This is a genomic window from Pseudomonas sp. PDM25 (genome assembly GCF_019219045.1).
In the GTDB taxonomy this organism is placed as follows: domain Bacteria; phylum Pseudomonadota; class Gammaproteobacteria; order Pseudomonadales; family Pseudomonadaceae; genus Aquipseudomonas.
In genome coordinates, this window is record NZ_JAHUWL010000014.1 from 86,961 (window position 1) to 107,675 (window position 20,715).

Here is a 20,715-nt window from a genome sequence, read left to right on the forward strand (position 1 = left end):
CTATTAGGCAGTTTTCAGATTTTTGACGAATTCTTCGATCTGCTTCAATTGCTCTTCAGTAAAAGAAGTACGTTTAAGTTTCAGCTCGAAGTGAGTCTTAGTGGTCTTAACCTGCCCCATAGTTACACCATTCGATTCAATCGCTTGTGGCGTGATTTTCAAACCGCTTTGATTGAATTTAGCTTCTAGAGTACTTGCCAAATTTTTAAGTGGAGTATTACTAGTAATCGCTTTTTGTACGATAGAAATAAGCGCTTTATGTACTTGATCAGGTTCAATACCTTCTTCAACACGCTTCTTTATTACTTTAACGGTGTTCTCCGCTGTCAGTCCTGAAATCAGTTCTGGTTTTTTCTCTAGAAGGGTATTAACAGCTTCCGGTAGGTTTTCGAATGCCATCAAACGGTAGTAGACAGTTTTGGTTAAGCCGAATTCAGCATGTGTACCAACACTACTACCAAACTTACTTTTGTGTTTCAACAACGATCGAGCAAGTTCAAAGTCTGTCAAATCCTCGCGTCCAAGGTTCTCAGCTAGCGCCAGAGCCGACATTTCTTCTTCTGTGATGTTTTTCACATGTGCAAGAATAACTGTCTTACCAAGGTGTCTATGGGCGCGTACACGGCGCTCGCCAGATACGATCTGATACCTATTGCCATATGGACGAACTGTGATTGGCTGTTGGAGCCCTTGCTCATCTATCAGCTGCGCTAGCTCTTCAATTCCTATGAAACGTATCCGTGGTTGGTATGGATTCGGGTCGATGCTCGTTAGATCAATTGGACGGGCAGTCCATACCATTGTTTGGCTGTCGCCAGCCTCATCAATTGCTGCTTGGTGCTCCTGCATGCCTGCAACTAGTGATCCTGCCAACGATGCACCAAGCCCTTGGCGTCTACGGGGCGCTGGTGTTTCAGTTTTGGCACCAGTTTTAGAAGTTGCTTTTGCAGCTGGTTTTGCAGCTGGTTTTGCAGCTGGTTTTGATGTGGGATTTTTTTGTGTCTGGCTCATGCTTTAAGCCCCTTCCCTTTTGTTTCTTTTGCAACGTACACAGCTAGCTCTGCATATTGCTTCGCTACCTTGTTGTTTTTGTCGAAATCACCAACCGTTTGTTTTCTAGCAATCGATTGATTAACTCTTGTAGTTGGCGATATATAAACTGGAACTACGCTTCCAAACAAAATTACTGCATCATTTTCAGTTTCTTGGCAAAGAGTCATCCTCTTGTCGTGTTTGGCAAGAAGCGCACCTAGAAAGGTCAAATCAGGGTTGATCTGTTTAACTTTTGTGATCCTAGACTGGAGGTCTGCCAGTCCATACAAACCATAACTAGCGCCCGACTCAACTGGAATAATGTAGTGCGTAGCGGCGGCCAAGGCGTTCATTGTCAGCAGCCCTAAATTTGGCGGGCAATCGAGAATGATATAATTGGCTTTGCCAATCAGCGGCTTAATTCTTTCTTTCAATACCTCATTTGGGCGTGCAGCTTCGTGCCGGATGATGTCCGGTACGTTTTCGAGGCTCATCGAACCATAGATGAGACTTACGCCTTCAACGTGTGTTTCATCAAAAATGAACGCCGCAATATTTGCGGTTGGGTTCAGCATTAACTCGGCTAGGTTATGTGAAACTTTTGCCGGGTGCGCAACGCCAATGTGTTGCGATGCGTTCGCCTGTGGATCCATATCAATAAGCACTACTGTGCAATTCTCGTCGAGCTTTGCCAGGTTATCCGCCAAATTGATTGCAGTTGTCGTTTTCGTTACCCCGCCTTTGTGGTTGGCGATTGCAATAATGACTGTTTCGATTTCTGCAGTTTTGGCTTTTGGTGAGGCCATGAGAGCTCCTAATGGGTCGATGTAGTACTCGGTATGTCATACATCTTGTTTGGGATTATGCAACATATCCGATCTTTTTACCGCCCTTTCGTCTGTTTTCGTCTTCCCATTATTTTTTATTTCCGCTACCGATCGCATCACTATTGGGTGTCAGGATTCCTCGATTGTTCCCATAGTGGGAATCTCTGCATGCGTACTTCAGGTGATTGTTTTTTTTCCGATTTATCAAGTCTATCCCTTCACAGTAAAAGTCCCATAGTGGGAATCCAACCTTTGTTTGCTAGTGCAGCCGGCCTCGCTGTGCATCTCGCGTGATCAAATCGGCGTCCTAGGCTAGGGGCGTCGGTGTGGTTCTTCTCTACCTTGTTACGGGCTGTCCGAATCACCTGGTAGGGCACATCAAGCTTGAAAAGTCCCACTGTGGGAATTCGTCATTGTGTTTTTCACGGTGGTCCCCTTTTGGTTTCGTGTGCCTGTGATCGAGTTAGCGCCCCAGGCTGGGAGCGTCAGAGCTTGTTCTCGTTGACCGTGAACGGCCTGCGCTGTTCGCTTGGCAGGACGCACCAGTCATGAAAAGTCCCACTGTGGGAATTCGTAATTGTGGTTTTCAAGGTAGTGCCCTTTTGGTTTCGTGTGCGCGTGATCGAGTCAGCGCACAGGCTGGGAGCGTCGGAACTTGTTCTCGTTGACCGTGCACGGCCTGCGCTGTTCGCTTGGCAGGACTCACCAGCCATGAAAAGTCCCACTGTGGGAATTCGTAATTGTGGTTTTCAAGGTAGTGCCCTTTTGGTTTCGTGTGCCCGTGATCGAGTCAGCGCCCAGGCTGTGAGCGTCAGAGCTTGTTCTCGTTGACCGTGCACGGCCTGCGCTGTTCGCTTGGCAGGACGCACCAGTCATGAAAAGTCCCACTGTGGGAATTCGTAATTGTGGTTTTCAAGGTAGTGCCCTTTTGGGTTCGAGTGCCCGTGATCGAGTCAGCGCCCAGGCTGTGAGCGTCAGTGCTTGTTCTCGTTGACCGTGCACGGCCTGCGCTGTTCGCTTGGCAGGACTCACCAGCCATGAAAAGTCCCACTGTGGGAATTCGTAATTGTGGTTTTCAAGGTAGTGCCCTTTTGGGTTCGAGTGCCCGTGATCGAGTCAGCGCCCAGGCTAAGAGCGTCAGAGCTCGTTCTCGTTGACCGTGTACGGCTCGGCCAGTTCGCTTGGTAGGACGTACCAGTCATGAAAAGTCCCACTGGGAGAATTGGGATTTATGGATGTCACGGCGGGGCCCGTCCCGGCTCCGTATGCCACGTGATTGAATCAACAAACTAATTTGGCCGCGTCTCAGAGTTCATTCACTTCGGCGATCGTGGTGAAGCTGCCTTTGTCGTTTGGAAGCCCAATTCTGGGTGGGCAAAGTCCACCACTGGGAATGTGGATCTTGGCCATTTTTGGCGGTCGTACTTGAGGCACGATGTGACTCAAGTACCGATTGAAAGCCCCAAGCCGAAAGGGCTGATCTCCCTTTGATTTCGAAAGGGTTGAGGCCCAACCAGGCCGGCTGGTGTGTTCCTAACTGCGGCAGAATTCCCAGTGGGAATGTGTCTTTAGGGGTGGCTCGACGGCCGTTTTCGGGGCTCGGTCTGACTTGTGGAGCGATTGGAAAAATCAATCAGGGAACGTCAAAATTCACACAGACCGATGGGAGTTGTTTATTCAGGGCAGGTCTTGTGGTGAGCCCCTCAGGCAGGCAGAGTCTAAAGTTGATAGTTGAAATTCCCATGGTGGGAATTGGATTTACCGCCTAAATAAAAATGATAAGGCGAGGGGCGAATGGGATGCTGTTGAACGGCGTCCATCCTAATGCTGCAGCTGATTATGGGGTAATGAAAGGAATGTCGCTGACACACTACCGCTCAATCACCCTGACCATTCGTCGCCGCTATTAAGAATTATGGCGGATCCGATTTAATTTGGCAGCTTGATTGGGGGGGGGGCACGAACGGGCGAAAAACGATCGACTAGCGGTCGGCAATTGCGATGAAGGATTACGTGCAGATGCGCTGCCGAAACAACCGAGCTACTTTCGGTCGACAATCGGTCAACAAATGTCAGTATATAATTCCCATGGTGGGAATTACGAAGGAACACACATCGTAAATCTCAGGTACAAAAAAAGCCCCGGAGGGCTTTCTGTTAGATGTGGTTAAAACTCGGGTTGCAGCTCAACGCAGTACCTCGCTCGTGTGACCGCGACGTAAAGGAGATTAAGTTCATCATCTAACTGGGTGGGGGAGGGGGGCCTGAAACCGCTGGTTGATCGTGTGCGGAAATCATCTCTCACTACGACGTTATTGAACTCCCGACCTTTTGCTCTAATGCAGGTCATCAATTGAATTCGAGGGTTATTCGGGGGATGTCGATTCGAAAGTATCTTGTCCAGGTCGCGTTCCCTTTCCGAGTAGTCTCTAGCTAAATCATAAATCAGGCCAATCTCTGAAAGTGGGTTGCTCGCAGCCCATTGCGCTAGATCGTCATGGGTTTTGAAGAAGGCATATGCAGGATGCCTTGCCTCCCTTGATGAGTTTCTCATCAGGGCATACGTCGAATAGATTTTCTCCCGGATGTCACTTGTGTCCCCTGTTATTGCGTAAGACTCGGCCATATCCCCAAGGACCAAGGCGTCACGGATAACGCCGGTATTAGTGCGAAACAACCGAGTATGTGGTTCCTTTGATGGCACTGGTCCGATGCGGCCGGCTTTACCGGCCATTCCGCGAAGCGTTATTGGGGGAGGGGTGGACTTTTTCGAGAGAATTTCATTTGCAAGGTTCGCAATTTGTGGGCCGAATCTGAATGAAAGGGTTAGCGGGTATTGCCGACCAGGAACCTTGAGCATCGCATCTTTTGATCCACGAAACGAAAAGATCTGTTGCCCTGCGTCACCCACGTAGCAGGCACGGCGTGCGAATGCTAGACATGAAAGCATGACGTCTGTGGCGTCGTTTCCTTCGTCCATGTAGACCTGATCGAATACGGATAGCCCATTACATCCGTCGAGTTGCCAGGCTTTAACATACACGTCATGGGGGAGGTTTAAACGGGTTTTGGCGCCAGGCCTTAACGCATTGAAAAGGACCTGAGCATATTTTGCGGCAAGGTCACCTACGACAGGATCCTGAACCCAGGAAGGGATGTGATGGCGGCTGATCTCGCGGTTGCTGCTGTAACAGTAATTCGAAAGGACACCAATGATCACCTTTGCAAAGTGAACGTGATCAATTGGTAGCTTTTTACTATTTAAATCAAAGGCTTCAATGACATGTGCAGCGTAGATCTGACCGACGTTACGCCCAGTTATGCTATTGCGTGCCCATTCAAATGCCAGGCTATTGAACCTTCGCACAGCCGCAACATCACCAAATGTAGCCTGCAGGTCGGTAACCAGATTTTTACTGAATGCCAAAACAAGAAGCCGGCTTGCGCCGGCTTTACGGCAGTCTAAAGCTGCCCCTTTTAACGCGGTGGTTTTTCCGCAACCTGCCCCAGCGGTTGATTTAATAACACCTCGTGGAGCCTCTAGGAGCTCCACAGCGGCCCTTCTAAATGCTGCCTGCTCCTCTGTCGGCGCATGCATGGATTTACAGCACCTTTGAATGCACAGGCCGCGAACGGGAATCTTTCAATAGCGCTTTAACAAGAGAGTCACCGCTTGTGTACTTGTCGAGCACACCTTGAAGCTGCTGATCGGTGAAACCTTGGAGTTTTGTACAAGCATCAAATTCCTTTTGCGAGATTCCCAATTCCTTCTGAATTTCTGTAGGCGAATAACCCCAATTCGCCCACTGGGTAACTTTTCTGGATAGCTCGATCAACTCTGCAACTGACCGCTTAGAAACAGCTCGATCAGCGTGATCGCAATGGAAGCGGTCACGGACCTGGACACCATCGCATAGGGGGCAGCAATGTTTAGGACGATTTATGCTCACCACGAATTCAATATGGCAGGTGCTGCAAGATCGCATGGTTACTTCTTTGGAGCGATAGTCACGGGCGATAACCCACGCGTCATCGATCTCCAGAACGTTTTCTAAGTCGAGTTGACCGTTACGGAGTGCCGCATGGCAGTCGTAGTACTGTGAGTGAGCAGCCATAACAGCTTCGACGTCGATCGTTGTTCTCGGCGATTTGGCCGTGATCAAGTACGCCAGCATGAAAAGGCTTGCTTCTAGGGTTGCTTCCTTTTTGGCGAGAAGACTCTCTGCATTAGGAAGGGGGCCGGATTCGGATGGACCAACAATACCTTCTCGCTTACGCAAGCTCGTGACCTGCTTACGAGTCATGCCTGTGTGGATTCGGATGATTGCGGATCGAAACCCTACGTGAACGAGGGTTTTGGCAAGTGATTCGTCCATTTCAACGCCCTTTCATAATGCTGCAGATTAATTTGTTATGCAGAGATACTTCGCTGGTGGACCTGAGCTCTCGAGTGAGAATCCACGCCTCATCAAGTGAAAGAGGGGAGGGGGCGTTAACCCCAGCGCTGCCCAAGTATTCGCGGAGGTATGCCTCATACGCGTTAACCAGGGCATCAATGTCGATCTGTATTTGCCAGTCAACAGCCTTCGATGTGTAGAGCAGGAGCAAGGCTGCGCCATCAGAAGCCTTAGTTGCACTTTCCAGAATCTCTTCAAGGCGAGGAAGTGATTTAGCTGTGCTTACATCTCGGATCGAGCGTATTTTGCGCGTAACAGGTATCAAAACCTGGTCAGAAGAGAGGCCCGTTTGAATACTTACCAATACTGAGCTCATACCGGCTTTGAGAAGGCGTAGTGCCAGGTGATGTTTATTCACTGCGGCGGCCTCCTGACAATATCCTCATGACATTGGCAATCCTCACGTTGCTATCCGGAAAACCCACTTGAATCTTGCTGAATGGGGTTCTCGCCGAGAACGTAACGCGCCCTTGATCGGCGAGCAGCATCCTGTCTTTCATGGTGCTTTTCGTCAGCCAATCGGCTTTCTCTTCGCTGTTGATTCCCCAATTGATTCGAGCAACCCGGCCGCGTGTCTTTAGATCGTCCGCGACGGCACCTAGGATTTGGCTGATCGCAGTCACAGCTGGAGAGGGTGTGCGGAATACCGGAGTTTGGGCCCCTAAATCTCCGACGTTAACAAACAAGATCGACGTGGGTATCGCTGACACTTCAGAGAGGTCTGAGTCGGTGGCATTAACGATCCACAAGCGGTCCACTGGGGAAAGATCGAAGTATCGGCTAAAAGCTGGATCATTGTTGACGGCCCATTCCTTGGCAAGGCGTAGAGTCAGGTCTAAAGCAAATGCGTCCATCATTTGGCACCTTCTTGTTCCAGGACTATCAGGTTGCGCCACACAGCGATTACGTTGCGGCCATATTCGCGGGCTACGCTTTCCAGGTCTTTATTCGGTGTGTGATACCGACCCAGTACGAGTGGTAGATCACCTTGTCCACCCTTTAAGAACTCGCAGAGAATTTCGGTGCCGACACGAACATTTGTCCGGAGGTCTAAAAGCTCACTAGGGTTTGCCACTCGATGACCATTCCAGCGAAGACTGACCTGCATAGCACCCACGGCAACTGATCGAGTCTTTGTCAAAGCATTCGTCAAAAGGGTCGCAGCTTCAGTTTTGGTCGCTGGGTGGAATGCCTTTTCAGAGATGTTCAAAGCATAAGGATTCGGAGTGACCATCTGCTTTGCGTATTTCTTTGATTCAACAATTGCAAACGCATAGAGGAGCTTTGGGTCAACCTTGCATTGGCGGTTGGCCTCCTGCTCCCACACGGTCCCTTTCAGGCTGAATGCCGCGGCGTGCTGACTAACAATCCCAGTTAGGACTGCTGCTATCAGCGATTTGTTGAACCATTCCATCGCAATCTGACCCCATCCGTTGTGTAAATGTGACGCTGTTAATGCGGCGCATTCTACTCATGGTTCAGGATGTTTCAAGATGGTTCATCACGATGTGACCCCGATTTAGTGTAAACAAGGTCTATTTTCCGGACGAGCGGTAGGAAAAACCTTAGATTTTTGGGGAACTCCTAAGGTTTTCCCTAAAAAAGGTGAGGTTTTTGGATCCATTGCCCTTAAAGGCCACTATTGTGACGTCAAAATGATATTACTTAATCTGACACTGACATCAGGTAAATCTACCCTGATACGTATTTGAATTTCTGTTTTGATCTGAACCTATGAATAGGTGTAAATTGACCCGCCTATAAATGAAAATTTCCCTTTTGCGTACGCTGATCTACACCTAATCCTACGAAGTCTTGCATCGTCGGAAGTGACACCAGGGTCGCAATAGTCGAGGACCGCTCACAAATGCAGTATTCACCTGAAGCCGTAACTCATGAGGCTTTCGTTAGTCGAGTGCAGGAGCTGATGAAGAGGAAGGATCTTTCAGCGACGAAGCTGGCTCACTTGATTGAGGAGGCGGAATCGACGGTGAAAAATATGCTCTATAAGGGAACATCTTGCCCTAGGGAACGACTGATCGTTCTTGCCCGAGCATTAGAAACTACAGTCGAGTATCTAAGCACTGGATCCGACGTACCTGAAACCGGAGATGCTGTATCTTTATTGGTACAAACCCCGGAAAATTTGGCCTATACGCTGAATTTCATACCCCATGCTCCTGCTGAAGGTGGTGTAGATCCGGTGATGAAGACGTTGCCCATTCCTCTTAGATTGTTGTCTGAGTACGGTCTGACACCTGATAGAACGAGAGCGGTATCGGTAAATACTGACGCCATGGCAGGAGTAGTTGGCAGGAATGATATTGTCCTTGTAGACATAACAAGAAATTCACTTGACGAAGGTGTTTTTCTTATCGCGATGCGTAATTCAGTTCTTATTCGTCAGGTTTCTCCTGTAATTACAGGTTTTGCACTTACTTCAACCAATCCAAATATCATGGGCACAACAGTATCGGTTACGCCGGAAACGGGCGATCTTAAGAGTCCCGATACAATTGTTATTGGAAAATTGGTTTGTAAAGTTTCGTTAAGCGCACTTTAATTCACAAATATTTCACATTGTCTAGTCCTGAAATAGGTTTACACCTGTTTCACCCTAACGCCCGATGCACCGCATCGGGCGTTTTGTATTTCAAGGACAGGTGCGGGCGTTCCTGGTTGTAGATCAAGACTGCCTCCCGCACCATCTGCTCCGCTTGTGCCAAGTCTGTCGGCCGGTGGAGCAAGAGTTCGTTTTTCAAGATGCCGTTAACCCGCTCTGCTTTGGCGTTTTGATAGCAATCGTAACCATCGGTCATCGAGCATGTGATGCCATGCTTGGCATGGAGCTTTTGATATAGCGCTGAGCAGTACTGCACACCTCGATCGGAGTGATGAACCAGTTTCTGGCGTGTTCGACGGGTCTTCAGCGCCATGCGCAAGGCTTGGGCTACCGAGTCGGCATGCAGGCTGCCATGCACGTGATAACCGACAATTTTCCTCGAGAAATCATCCGTCACCAAGCTCAGGTACACCGGATCATCCCGCTTGGTGGATAGGTACGTAATATCCGCCACCCAGACCTGTTCCGGACCGGAAGCGGCGACTTGCTGCGGGCCAGGTTTCAGCAGATTGGGATGGCATCGAAAGTGATGATGGCTGTCCGTCGTCTTGTGATAAGCCCGTTTCCTGCGAACCAACTGCCGATGCTCGCGCAAAACCTCAAATAAACGATCCCGGCCAACATGCAACTCTGGCTTATCAAGCTTCTCATGCATCAATGAGTGCAGTTTGCGTGTGCCCAGGCAGGGTTGGCGTACGCGGATCTCCTGCACAAACTGCATGAGCTTCTGATCCTGCTCGATCCGAGCTCGATAGACCCGATCACGCTTGTAAAAGGCTTGGCGACTGATTCCCATAAACTGGCAAGCCCTGCTGACACTCAGGGTTTGGGTTTGCGCAACGACTTGCCGGGCCGCTTTTTTACGACGGATACGCCGTAGTCGTTCTTCAGAACATCGACCACATCTTCGAAGAATTTGGCTTTCTGATTCGCCAGCGCCAACTGCTCCTCAAGCTCTTTAATTCTCTGCTCGGGAGTTAATGGCAAAGTGGGCTCATCCATCGGTCGGACCCTCTGGGAGCGAATGGAAGCGCCTTGGCTCCAGTCCTGACGACCATGTTTGCGTAACCAAACCAGCACCGTCGACCGGCCTTGAATCCCATAGCGCCGTTGAGCCTCTTTATAACTCAACTCGCCTTTTTCGACTTGGTCGACTACCGACAATTTAAAAGTCAGCGTGTAATCGCGCTGACTGCGTTTTACGCCCGTATTCATTTGCACCTTCCTGATGAGAAGCCAGAAGGTGTAAACCTTATTCAGGACGAGACACATTTTAAAAAAAAGCCCGCAATATTTTGCGGGCTTTTTTTATGATGTTTTGGTTAGGTCTGCCGACCATCCGGGGGCTCGCCTTTGCCGAACAGCTCCGGCCGGTTCAGAAGCCCTGGGCCGGGAAGGCTCTACGTCAATGCGTACGACCCTTTCGGCTGGCAGGGCAGGGCCGACAGCGGTTTCACTGAATGGAGGTGGCAGATTGCCGGCGTGAGTCTGTTCTTCCTCCCGGATTTTTGTTGAGCTTTCGACAACACTGCAGACTCGTTCGCTAGAATTCCTCCCCTCGTCTAGTGACGTGCAGCCTGCTTTAACCACGACCTTTTCAGGGGTTATTGCTGGAGGACCAGCAGGAACCGAAGAGACTTGCCCTATGGGCGAATGCCCAGCTTCCATGCTTTTTTCAGCCATCAAGCCCATCTGAGCGAGATAGATGAGGCGTCGGGCCCTTCGCATTTTAGGTGTGGTCTGAAGGTCCTGGTACAGAAGCTTTGACTCCGCAGTGAGCTTCACAAGCGTTTTGAGGGTCGACTCGTCATCATCCATCTCACTCATCACCTACTCCTTACTGATGTTGTAGGAAGTAGCCATAGGCAACAGAAGCAACAGGGGCAACTGGCGCAGGAGGCGATAACACTTTGGAGCGAGGAAATACGTCCTTTGCAGCTTCAAGGTAGTACTCGCCGCCACCCCCTCCGGACAGCACATAGTCAATGGCCTCGCCTTCGAGAAAGCGCATCTGCTGCTTCATGTTGAGAAGCGCTTTCGGCGCGACGACTGAGGATGCTCGCTGTATGTAGGGTGCTAGTTCAACCGCGTCACCATACAGGTAAACGTATTGCTTGCCGCTCTGCAGGGCGATCTCGATTTTGTCCCGCCCTGGACCGTTACCGCCGAAGTCTTTGGCAATTTCGGCGTTAACGGCATCAAGGAGTGCACTCATCGCATCCATAGAGGAGTCCGACGAATCCCGCACAATGTCCCCACGGCGGAAAACTACCCAATCTACGGAAAAGAAGCCCGGATCGAGGACGAGAACGACCGACTCATCCAAAATTTCGGCGTCAGGATGGTATGCGTAAATGTGGTTGAGAATGCCCACCGGTTGAGGCAGCACGGTGACTTTGTGCACGGTTATTTCGCGTTTAGGCGCGACCACGTGAGTCCCCGAAAGCTGTTTGGTCAGTCGCTCAACCAGGTCCGGGTTGCGTGATTGATTTACAGGTAGGCCAGTGATGAGGTGATCGATTTCAGTCCGACCATCCTTGCATGCGTCGCTGATGGATGCGTTAAACAGTGCTCTGTACAGATCTGTCGCAGGGTAATCAGCATGAAGCTCTCGCTTCACTCCTGCCCGACCAGGGCTTACAAATCCAACCCATGGCACGTTATTGACGTGCACAAAGTGCTCACCTTCCTTAAGCGTCGAATTGCCGTTGAGGCTACTCATGGGAGCCGCTTGTGCTGGACGAACTACGACTTCGGGATCGTTATCGTCGGCATAGCCAGAAACGCGCTTGACGTTCGAATAGCCGATATCCAATCCCACGACAAATGGTTGGGTGCCTTTCTGTTTAGTGGCCATGGTGCTCCTTAGCGCCTTGCTTGGGTTAGATGCTCTGAAAAGTCGCGGTGACAATCGGTCGACAATCGTTCGTCAATCGACCACTCGCGATGGGTTTCAAAAAACGTATGCGCAACGACGTTGGCATTCCGGCAAACAACAAACGGTCTACAAACGTCCTACGTTCAAATCCTGCCATCGATTTCAGATATGCAACCCCCCAATTCGACCCCATGTCCGGGCGATCAAAAAATCAATCGAAATGCCCTGCTAACCCCTGAAAAAACGGTGGTTTGGTCTCGGCCGTTCAGCCTCAGCGCTTTGATCTATATTTCCCTTATAAAGGAAATGAAGATACGATTTGGTATCAATGATTATAGAGTCTGTTGAAATTTCCCTTATAAGGGAAATGTGACTTTAGAAATCGCAATAGTGTGTAGACCTCCTTTCCCTTGCTGCTCGGCGCCGATTGATGTCGACCCTAATAAGGGAAATGTGGGGCGCTGGATTTCTCTTATAAGGGTAGTGAAATGATCGAACCTATCACTGGCGCTGCCATTCGCGGCGAGCTGAGTGCCCGTTACCTGCCAATGATTAAGGAGTGCGATGCCATCCACGACCTACTCAGAACCGAAGCCCTCCGGTTGAAAGATGGTTTCATCCAAGATGCCAAGGATGAGGGCAAGCTTCTCTATCGGAGTGTCCAAGTGAAGACAAACAGAGAAGGCTCGGTGTCTATCGTATGGACGCGAATTATTTTTTCCGACAAGCCAGGTGGTGGTAAGAGGCAACGGCAGGAGGTGATCAGGAAAGGGGATGGCTACACATACAATCCGAATGCGGTCATCAGAAAAGCGGACTACTGGCTTCAGCAGCTGTTTCACCAATACGAACCAAAATTCGCAATGCTTCGGGAGGCTTTGGTCATGAACATGAAGGCGCGTAAGCAACTGCTCGAGCTGCAGCGCAGGGTCAATGCCAACCCTCCTATCTAGGGTTGCATTTCGCTGACATGTTGTAGGCTTTGGCCATCTCAAACCATAAGGAAAACAAATGTCCAACGAAGGCGATGCGGGCACCCCAATCACCATAGGTCGTAACGAGCTAAACCTGTGGGCAGACATTTACTGTGAAGCCAGGGTAAGTCGGATAACGAGCGTCCCCTTTGCGACGTTCATAGAAGCGCCGTACCGCTATCTGGAGGAGGCAGGTCAGGGTACCGCCCTGGAGTGTCTGGAGCACGGACACCAGCCATTAATGCCGGCACAAGTCCACGCGAAGCAACGTATCGAGGAGGCGTGGGGTAAGACTGCACCACAGCGGAACCACCTTGCTCTGGTGTTCAGTAAGAAGGACTGAGGTCGCAGCCCGAAGGGAAAATGGACAGGGACAAGCAGCTTGCTGCTTGCAGTAGTGCGCAGTAGTTCCTGTCAGTAAACCAATTTCAAGTCAGACACCCGGCACGAGAAAGCGGGGCTGACGTTTTTACCGCGACCTTCTGCTTCAGCCGACAGAATCGAACGACCAAGCTTTACGGTACCTCGACCGTATTTGGCATTAATCTGATCAATTGCCCCCATTACTCTCTCCTCCGCGCCAGCGTCATATCCGAACATGTCTTGCTGGTGCATTTCCGTTGCGGACTGCAGCCCCATGAGCAGAATCCCCACCTTAGAAAAACGAACGCCAGGCCTGTAAATCGATCGTGCGGCTTGTGCGGCGCTACGAGCGAAGACCCGAGCATCAGCCACCGGCTGAGAGAAAGGGACGGTCACCGTTTTAGCGTAGGGTGCCTGCTTGTTGTCAAAGGGGCTTGTTCGCGCATATACCCGCATGGCGGATGCCACTGAACCTTGCTGCCTCAGTTTCGCCGAAGCCCGAGCGGCAAAATCCACAGTGGCAGCAACCAGGTCCTTCTCTGACTCGATTCTCGCGGTGAAACTGCGGGAGACGTTGATCATGTCACGTACTCCGTCGTTTCCAGTCAGAGGGACAGCACAGACGCCATTGAGCTCTAGCTGGGTTCTCAGGACGGTGACAGGAAACTCCCTTTCAACAACGTGTCGCGGGAGCTGAGCGAATTGCGCCGCGGTGTTTATCCCCATCAACCGGAGCTTCTCAGTTACGGCAGGTCCAATTCCCCAAACCTCGGAGACGGGCGCGAGGTGGAGCATCATGAGCCGGTCTTCGGTTTGCATTAGGTTGACCAGTCCGGTTTTCGTCACACGCTTCGCGGCGTAGGACGCGAGCTTTGCCAGGGTGGGGGTGGGGCCAATGCCAGCACCAGTTCCCAGCCCACACCATGCCAAGACCCTTGCGCGGATCTGTACAGCCACCTGGTGTAACTGGTCATCGCTCATTCCATCGCATAAACAAAAGGCCTCATCGATTGAGTAAACCGTCAAGGCGGGTACAAGGGGCGCGATGGTGCGCATCATCCTTGAGGACAAGTCCCCATAGAGTGGAAAATTCGCGGAACAGATAATAAGTCCCGAGCGCCAATGTTCTTCCCGGACTAGGTGTACAGGGTCGGACATCTTGATTCCGAGAGATTTGGCCTCAGGGCTACGAGCAATAACGCAACCATCACCACTTCCAGCGACGACCACCGGTTTATTCCAGAGCTCAGGCCGCCAAACTCTTTCACAGGAGCAGTAAAAATTGTCGGCATCAATAAGTATGAACGCCTTGCGGGTCATATCGTGGATAGCTTGTGGAGGTTGAAGGTACAGACGCCCCACACCACTAGGTTTTCGATGTCTTTAATCACAATCGGAGAATAATTATTATTTTCAGGGCATAACAGAACGCTACCGGCGCTAAAAATTAATCTTTTACAGATGAACTCGCCCTCAAAGACAGCAACGATGATCGAACGATTCACAGCCTTCTTGGATCTTTCGACGACAATGACGTCGCCCTCATAGATCCCCGCATCAATCATTGAGTCCCCGGCGCATCGCACCAGGTAGGTTGCCGGTGGGTTCGAGATGGCGAGTTCGTCCAGCGAGCTCATTTCCTCGATCAGATCTTCTGCAGGAGACGGAAAGCCGCAACTCAGCGTCGATGTGAAGAAGGGAAGTGCCGCGGCGGGAAGTTCGAGGCGGACGCGCCCGAGAATGGCAATATCGTTCATGTTGTGCCTGTATGAATGTACAGTATATGGGCGAAGCATACACTGAAGGGCACTCGCCACAAATTCCACGCGCCGAAAGGCGCTTGCGCAGGGAAAAAATGGCTAGGGAGACGACCCGCGAAGCGGTGCGAAGCCGATCCCTCGAAATCGGGATATCTACCTGATTAAGGGGTAATTCCGTATGGTGAGAAGTCCAACTACGACCATTTTCATGCGCTAGCCGTATTATACGAACAGTGAGCCTCTGGCCTGCGGCAGCGTCACGAACAGACGCAACAATTCCGAAACCTAGAGTCAGAATCGGACGACCAATCGAGGAGCCGAGATGACAATCCATTACGGATTCGGGACCAGTTCTGAAAGCGTGTCTCCTTCAATCCGCCGAAAGGAATGCGTGCCCCGAGCTCGAACGTCGGCAGTGTTATGTGAGGTGGCATTTGCGTGAAAAATGATGAACCACTGAACCTGTTGCAATCGACGGTACCGGACGCCCTTGAGCGTGAAGTCCGATATTTGTGCGACCTGAAAATCACGTTGGACAGACTTTCCAAAAGCGGAGCGAGCCAGGCTCTTCAGGATGACTGGATGGCCTCAGCACGCGGTAACACGTGTGCATATTGGCCAAGCGACTTTATGCGGCTGGTATTACCTTTCTTGAATTGGGAGCAGGACCTGCAACAGCGGGCCTTGCGTGCCTACGTGGATCCTCGCTACGTCGTCGGCTCCAACATTGGGGGATTTCCTGAGGACGTCAGTGACGATGAAGTCTGGAAAAGGATCACCAAATACAAGAGCGACTTCTGCACATCTGATGATGTGCTGTACATCTGGTATCCCGCACTGGGGATTTTCTTTGCACACGAAGGCAAGCACCGTGTCGCGTTGATGCGAAGGCACGAGCAGTCATCAATTGCTGCCTGGGTCAGTGAAGCAAAATACCCTGCTGCGGAGCGGATGATGATCGTTGCGCCGAGTGATGATAGGGATGAGTGGGTCGTTGTGCTTGATCAGCGTTATCTTCAGGTCCTAAAACGACCGCACGTCTCGATTCGATTTCTCAGCGCTTATGGCGTCAAAACATGCCATTGGAATTCCGTACCAGGACTGCCTGACGAGTCGATAGTCCGGAAGGCAGTTTACGATCGGCGCTTACACCGAGAGCAGAATACGACAGCGGAAGACGAACGGACGCTAGACCTCGTTAAGTTCGGCGAGTCGATCAGACAACAGACCGCTGCAGGTGCGGAGGAGATCGAGCGACGCGTCGACGAGCTTGCTCCTCTTCAGTTGAAGGCCAAGCCGTTCTTCAGGTCGGTTGGTTGCGCTGCAATTGCAGGCGGGCTGGGCCTGCTCACGGACAGCCCCGCAATCGCTCCTGGCGCTTGGTTGCTGCTCGGCAGCGCGGTTGGAATGCTGGCAAGTTTGGTGGTGATGCGTTTTGTGGGGCCGCGCAACCTGCGGGACGAAACCAAAGGTTGAAAGCCAACCGGCACGTCAGGTCGCTGGCGCCGATGCATGGTGTGGGTGCGTTCCAGTCAAGTCGCGAGGTTGGTAGCGCTCAGAAACAGACATACGTTTCTTACTCCATAGTCAGTTTAGGGCTATACGCGATGATGAGCTGACTATGGGGTAAGTGTATCGTCCCGTTTGGACATACATGATCGATCCTGCGTGGCCGATCGTGGAAATGAAAGGCGGGTGCCAGCTGCCAGCTTTGCAACCTGTCCAATTACAGCTGATACACGGCCAAAATTGGAGTAGGCCTAGCTGGTGTACCGCGGGACTATGCAGACGTGTTTAGAAAGGTTTTATCGAACGCATCAACTGGTACCGATAATCCCCACCACTCAAGGGCCTTAGCACGAAACAGTTCCCAATCTTCCATGCTGGGCTGTCCGTGGGTGCAAAGGCGGCACTCGGAGGCTCCGGCCATCTGTTCGGTCACGGTGTTGTGAAGGTCGATGCCCATCCTCCCAAAGCGGCCAACCGTCGAACCATCGCTGGCATGTATCCACACGGCATTTCGAGAGGCGCTGAGCTGCAGTTCGTATTGAAGTTTCAAGTGCATGTCCAGGTTGAGCGTGGAAATTCCATTTGGTATCACGCGCGCATATTCGCAAGTCCCGAAGTGAAACGAAAGGTACAGTGCGTCTAGGCAATAGAGTCCGCGTGCTTACTCACCTGTGACAGATCTGGTTTGCCCCCCGTTGCACATCCCAAATAGGGTGAGAGGATGTTCTCAAGTTTGGTGAGCCCAGCTGACCGCCTACCTTGCATATCATGTCCATTTGAGGGGGCGGTGCCAGCAAGCTGTAAAAGGGAGCCAAATTGTATCGGCGGCATTTGAGGCTGCCCTGGTGCGATCGGTACCGATTCCTCCAGCGTGAATGCGCAGGCAGAGGAGCTGCATAATGCCGACGGCGAATACGCTGATCGGTTGCCGGTGCCTTAAGTCGTGCTTGTCCGAGATACCTAAGCTGCCACACATCCCCAAGTTGTTTATGATCGTCCCCGTTACGCCTGGTCTTTGAGCCGGGCATTCACATAGAGTGAGGCGGGGACGATTTTTCATGTTCAAGAAAAACCAAGGCCTTGGGCCCCTTATGAAGTTGATGCATTTGAACTTCAATACAGACGTGCTCGACGAGTTCCGAGATCATTTCTACCGTTCCATTTCCGCCCAAGAGCAAACCCTCAGGGAGTCCTTTGGAGGTGTGTCCGCTAGTGATTTCGAGCACGAGCAGGATTTCGAGGGCTTTGTGTCTTCTCTCGAGGATGACTACCACCAGGCTCAGGAGGTTAGAAGCCTCGGGGAGGAGCTTTCAATCGTCGGCCTTCACCGCTTGGTAGAAATCCAGATCAGCAAGGTTCTGAGAGGAACATTTCCGGGTCTAGCTCCCGCAAAAAAACAGGACCTGATTGCAGGCAAGTCTGGGTTGATCGATTGCCCGAGTTTGGCTGGTTATGACGCGGCCAATGAACTGCGGATGATTAACAACTGCGTCAAACACAACAGTTCAGTGGTCGATACGAAATTGGCCACGGCCTTTCCTGCCTGGGTCGAGCGTGAACCTATTGAGGATCTCGGTACGCACTACTCACGACTGAAACCGCGGGTTATTGAGTACATCACGGCATTTGTGAACGAAGCTCATGCGAAAACGACGGTGTTCACCTCTGCGCCTGCAGCTGCATCTCCCGGAGGTGCATAAGCGGGAGGGTAGGGCAGGAGGGGCGTGTCGTCCCGCGGGCAGAACCAATGTCCGTAAATGGATTCCAACACCTGAAGGCGTCCCCAGTCGGTTATGGACGCCCAATTGAGAATGGGGGTTAGACATGTGCAGCCACTTTCACGCACCAGAACCACGGCAGTTGGCGATCGCATTCGGTACGCAGCCTGAGGGCGACTACGTGACGGATCTGTGGCCTGGCTACACAGGCGCGTTTGTACGACGTCACCCTCATGCCGATGCCCAGGACGATGCAGTGCCTCGATACGACGTTTCGGCAGGCACTTTCGGTCTTCTTCCTTTTTGGGCGAAGTCCGCGGCACTGGCTCGGTCCACTTACAACGCGCGCAGTGAGACTGCCGCGGAGAAACCATCGTTTAGAAACGCTTGGAAAAAAGGCCAGCGGTGCATCATCCCAGCACAATGCATTTTCGAGCCTGACTGGCGTACCGGAAAGGCTATCTCAACGCGAATCGCCCGCGCGGACGGAGAGCTCATGGGGATTGCTGGACTCTGGGAGTGGAGGCGTCCAGAGGATCCATTGAAGGGAGAAGGCTTGAGTTTCACGATGCTGACTGTGAACGCCTCTGGGCACCAGCTCATGGAAAACTTTCACAAGCCCGGCGACGAAAAGCGGATGGTGGCAATCCTTTCCCCGGCACAGTTTGACGAGTGGTTGGACGCGCCCATCAGCAGCACTATGAGTTTTCTGAGGCAGTATCCGGCCGATCGATTGGTAGCAACCATCGGCTAGGACGCTCCTAATTGCAAACTTAGGGTGACCGGGACGGCTTGACTGTTACTCGGATACGTTGGTGGTTAACTCTACGCCGCCGTCCCACTCTGCCCGAACTTCGGCCCCGCAAGCGGAGCACGCTGTAGTCACCTCTGGCGAGGATTCAGGCAGTCTCAACTCGCCCGCATGGCCGCACGCGGTGCAGCGGTACACATACAGAACAAGCGGGATGTTGGTAGTCGGCATAATCGGAATGTCCTGCTTACTGCATCATGGTCGAAGATGCATCCAGATTAATGGTGTAGCGGCCGTCCCTCAACGTGGGCGCGCAAACCGTACCCCCAGATGTGACATAGCCCCGACATTGCGGGGCTAGTGGTGCAGCTGTATTTCGCCGGTGAGATCAGAGTGGAAGCTTCTGCTCTACCACCATCACCGTGGTGTTGAATTTCCTGCCGTTCCGGAATGCGTCCCCCATTGTCGTGATGGAGTGGCCACGAAGATCAGTTGCCTTTTTGTCCTCAGCCAGGAACCGCATGGCTGAGGCTACACGGTGCGCAAGCTTGCCAATTGCTTTGTTGTACCGAGCGGCATCACGACCGAAACCCAGAGCCGCATCCAGGGTGTCGCCGTGCAGCAAGGCATCAGCAACCCATTCCCCGACATCTTTCGCCGACTCGTGATCGTTCTTGCGATCAACTACCTTACCAAGCAGATAAAACAGAAAGTCATTGTCACGGTTCGCCGACCACCCATTGATGAACCGACACTCCATCTGGAATACATCGAACAATGAGTAGAGAGAGCCGTCCGACAGCAAGGACAGCTCGGGGTAATACGATCGCAGCTCCGCCAAGTCTTCCAGGCCGTACTCCGGAACCTCATCCGACGGGTCGTTCAGCGTTTCGATTCGCAGATCTGCCGTTTGAGCCCACAATTCGTCAGCCCGGTTTTGAACGTGCTTAGCTGCGCGGGCGATATCGTCACGCCAACTCGCTTCTGATTCCTTCACTCGATTGAACAGCTCTTCCGGGACGGGCTCAAAACCGGCCTCGAAGGTGATGCTACCCAACTCGGTGTAGACCCAGCTTGCAGGCTCCAAACCTTCACGGGTTACAGGCCGCGTCGGCAGCAGCGCCAGATCTAGGGGCTCACACAGCGTCATTGGCTGTCCACGATAGGTGAAATCACCGCTACCAGCCTGAACTCCACCTACTAGGAAATTGGCGAATACAGCTTTTACGTCGTTTTCGTCCTGGTAAGACCCTGGCAGGTAAGCGTTGAAAGGGCGGTGCCGGATTAGAAGACTATTCGCTGGCGTTTGGGCTATTTCTCCAGCAACGAAGGCTTTCATTTCGTAGGGAACTGGTACTACGCCCCAGGCCTCGACCGCCTCTTTTGCCGAAACGGTGGCCTCGTCGATCATACTGCAGGCCAGCTCGGCCAGTGGCGTGTCTGACTGACCTTCCTGGCGCTCCTTCACCAGTTGAACCAACTTATCGAAGACGAAAACCATCCCATCCCTGACCAGGTATTTGGCGTTGGGCACGCCAGCTATCTCGCGCAGGTCTTCCTTCAAACGATCGTTTAGGCCGCCCATGTAGCTGCTCATCTCGTCGACGAACAACACACGCGGATGTTCAGCTTTTGTGTTTTTGTCATCAGACATGATTTTTCCTTGTTACTTCAGGGATTCGCCGGTGAAATTGAAATACTGGCTCGATAGCTCCGCCATTTTTGTCCGCAACTCGGCAATTTCCTCATCGCTCAGATCGTTTCTGTATTCCGCTGCGACAACCTGGTCACGAATCGTTTCGAACTGCCCAGCAATGCTGTCG

Annotated in this window: 20 protein-coding genes and 1 pseudogene; 6 read left to right on the forward strand and 15 right to left on the reverse strand. The window is 51.9% G+C overall.

Annotation, left to right across the window (positions count from 1 at the left end):
• Nucleotides 1-3: 3 nt before the first annotated feature.
• From KW848_RS23880 to KW848_RS23910, 7 genes are all read right to left on the reverse strand, one after another.
• Nucleotides 4-1,011, reverse strand: a complete 1,008-nt coding sequence (locus KW848_RS23880) for a ParB/RepB/Spo0J family partition protein (RefSeq protein WP_218538244.1) — start codon at nt 1,009-1,011, stop codon at nt 4-6.
• Nucleotides 1,008-1,838, reverse strand: a complete 831-nt coding sequence (locus tag KW848_RS23885; protein ID WP_010466349.1) for a ParA family protein — start codon at nt 1,836-1,838, stop codon at nt 1,008-1,010. The genes KW848_RS23880 and KW848_RS23885 overlap by 4 nt, the downstream gene beginning before the upstream one ends.
• 2,188 nt (nt 1,839-4,026) lie before the next feature.
• Nucleotides 4,027-5,457 (reverse strand): 3'-5' exonuclease, encoded by a 1,431-nt coding sequence (locus KW848_RS23890; RefSeq protein ID WP_218538245.1) that lies wholly within the window; start codon nt 5,455-5,457, stop codon nt 4,027-4,029.
• A 4-nt stretch (nt 5,458-5,461) separates the two neighbouring features.
• Complete coding sequence (locus KW848_RS23895; protein WP_218538246.1) at nt 5,462-6,235, reverse strand: FlhC family transcriptional regulator; 774 nt, start codon at nt 6,233-6,235, stop codon at nt 5,462-5,464.
• Between the two features lies 1 nt (nt 6,236).
• A complete protein-coding gene (locus tag KW848_RS23900; protein WP_218538247.1) occupies nt 6,237-6,674 on the reverse strand; it encodes a hypothetical protein in 438 nt (145 codons plus the stop codon).
• Complete coding sequence (locus tag KW848_RS23905; RefSeq protein ID WP_010466342.1) at nt 6,667-7,173, reverse strand: hypothetical protein; 507 nt, start codon at nt 7,171-7,173, stop codon at nt 6,667-6,669. The genes KW848_RS23900 and KW848_RS23905 overlap by 8 nt, the downstream gene beginning before the upstream one ends.
• Nucleotides 7,170-7,730, reverse strand: coding sequence for a transglycosylase SLT domain-containing protein (locus KW848_RS23910; protein ID WP_218538248.1), 561 nt, complete (start codon nt 7,728-7,730; stop codon nt 7,170-7,172). Before KW848_RS23910 ends, KW848_RS23905 begins: the two co-directional genes overlap by 4 nt.
• 453 nt (nt 7,731-8,183) lie before the next feature.
• Between KW848_RS23910 and KW848_RS23915 the strand changes: the two genes are divergently transcribed.
• Complete coding sequence (locus tag KW848_RS23915; protein WP_148306051.1) at nt 8,184-8,879, forward strand: hypothetical protein; 696 nt, start codon at nt 8,184-8,186, stop codon at nt 8,877-8,879.
• Nucleotides 8,880-8,928: 49 nt separating this feature from the next.
• Here the strand turns inward: KW848_RS23915 and KW848_RS23920 are convergent, their stop codons facing one another.
• The 3 genes from KW848_RS23920 to KW848_RS23925 all read right to left on the reverse strand — a co-directional run bounded on the left by KW848_RS23920 (nt 8,929) and on the right by KW848_RS23925 (nt 11,796).
• Nucleotides 8,929-9,855, reverse strand: a complete 927-nt coding sequence (locus KW848_RS23920) for an IS3 family transposase (protein ID WP_309140083.1) — start codon at nt 9,853-9,855, stop codon at nt 8,929-8,931.
• Nucleotides 9,759-10,154: a helix-turn-helix domain-containing protein gene (locus KW848_RS31925; protein ID WP_256365260.1), complete on the reverse strand. Its 396-nt coding sequence runs from the start codon at nt 10,152-10,154 to the stop codon at nt 9,759-9,761. The genes KW848_RS23920 and KW848_RS31925 overlap by 97 nt, the downstream gene beginning before the upstream one ends.
• A 622-nt stretch (nt 10,155-10,776) precedes the next feature.
• The gene (locus tag KW848_RS23925) at nt 10,777-11,796 is read right to left on the reverse strand and encodes a ParM/StbA family protein (RefSeq protein WP_218538249.1); all 1,020 of its coding nucleotides are present in this window, start codon (nt 11,794-11,796) and stop codon (nt 10,777-10,779) included.
• Between the two features lie 509 nt (nt 11,797-12,305).
• On the opposite strand from KW848_RS23925, the gene mobI reads away from it, so the two are divergent.
• A complete protein-coding gene (mobI, locus tag KW848_RS23930) occupies nt 12,306-12,770 on the forward strand; it encodes a conjugative transfer protein MobI(A/C) (protein ID WP_010466334.1) in 465 nt (154 codons plus the stop codon).
• 58 nt (nt 12,771-12,828) lie between these two features.
• A complete protein-coding gene (locus KW848_RS23935) occupies nt 12,829-13,134 on the forward strand; it encodes a hypothetical protein (protein WP_010466333.1) in 306 nt (101 codons plus the stop codon).
• Between the two features lie 71 nt (nt 13,135-13,205).
• Here the strand turns inward: KW848_RS23935 and KW848_RS31930 are convergent, their stop codons facing one another.
• From KW848_RS31930 to KW848_RS23945, 3 genes and pseudogenes are all read right to left on the reverse strand, one after another.
• On the reverse strand, nt 13,206-13,736 hold the full coding sequence (locus KW848_RS31930) for a DUF4113 domain-containing protein (protein WP_256365271.1): 531 nt from the start codon (nt 13,734-13,736) through the stop codon (nt 13,206-13,208).
• A 291-nt stretch (nt 13,737-14,027) separates the two neighbouring features.
• Nucleotides 14,028-14,474 (reverse strand): annotated as a pseudogene (locus KW848_RS31935) (ultraviolet light resistance protein B); the annotation flags it as partial.
• Nucleotides 14,471-14,911, reverse strand: coding sequence for a LexA family transcriptional regulator (locus tag KW848_RS23945; RefSeq protein ID WP_218538251.1), 441 nt, complete (start codon nt 14,909-14,911; stop codon nt 14,471-14,473). The pseudogene KW848_RS31935 and the gene KW848_RS23945, both read right to left, overlap by 4 nt.
• 441 nt (nt 14,912-15,352) lie before the next feature.
• Between KW848_RS23945 and KW848_RS23950 the strand changes: the two genes are divergently transcribed.
• Nucleotides 15,353-16,390, forward strand: coding sequence for a hypothetical protein (locus KW848_RS23950; protein WP_218538252.1), 1,038 nt, complete (start codon nt 15,353-15,355; stop codon nt 16,388-16,390).
• Nucleotides 16,391-16,694: 304 nt separating this feature from the next.
• Here the strand turns inward: KW848_RS23950 and KW848_RS23955 are convergent, their stop codons facing one another.
• Entirely contained in the window at nt 16,695-16,979 is a 285-nt protein-coding gene (locus tag KW848_RS23955) for a hypothetical protein (protein ID WP_256365262.1), read from the reverse strand.
• A gap of 502 nt (nt 16,980-17,481) precedes the next feature.
• Here KW848_RS23955 and KW848_RS23960 point away from each other — a divergent pair.
• Both KW848_RS23960 and KW848_RS23965 read left to right on the forward strand, forming a co-directional pair.
• Nucleotides 17,482-18,123 carry a hypothetical protein gene (locus KW848_RS23960; RefSeq protein WP_218538254.1) on the forward strand — a complete coding sequence of 214 codons (642 nt, stop codon included), beginning with the start codon at nt 17,482-17,484 and terminating at the stop codon, nt 18,121-18,123.
• 124 nt (nt 18,124-18,247) lie between these two features.
• On the forward strand, nt 18,248-18,895 hold the full coding sequence (locus tag KW848_RS23965; protein ID WP_218538255.1) for an SOS response-associated peptidase: 648 nt from the start codon (nt 18,248-18,250) through the stop codon (nt 18,893-18,895).
• A gap of 385 nt (nt 18,896-19,280) precedes the next feature.
• On the opposite strand, the gene KW848_RS23970 is transcribed toward KW848_RS23965, so the two are convergent.
• Nucleotides 19,281-20,546 carry a hypothetical protein gene (locus KW848_RS23970; protein ID WP_218538256.1) on the reverse strand — a complete coding sequence of 422 codons (1,266 nt, stop codon included), beginning with the start codon at nt 20,544-20,546 and terminating at the stop codon, nt 19,281-19,283.
• Nucleotides 20,547-20,715 lie beyond the last annotated feature (169 nt).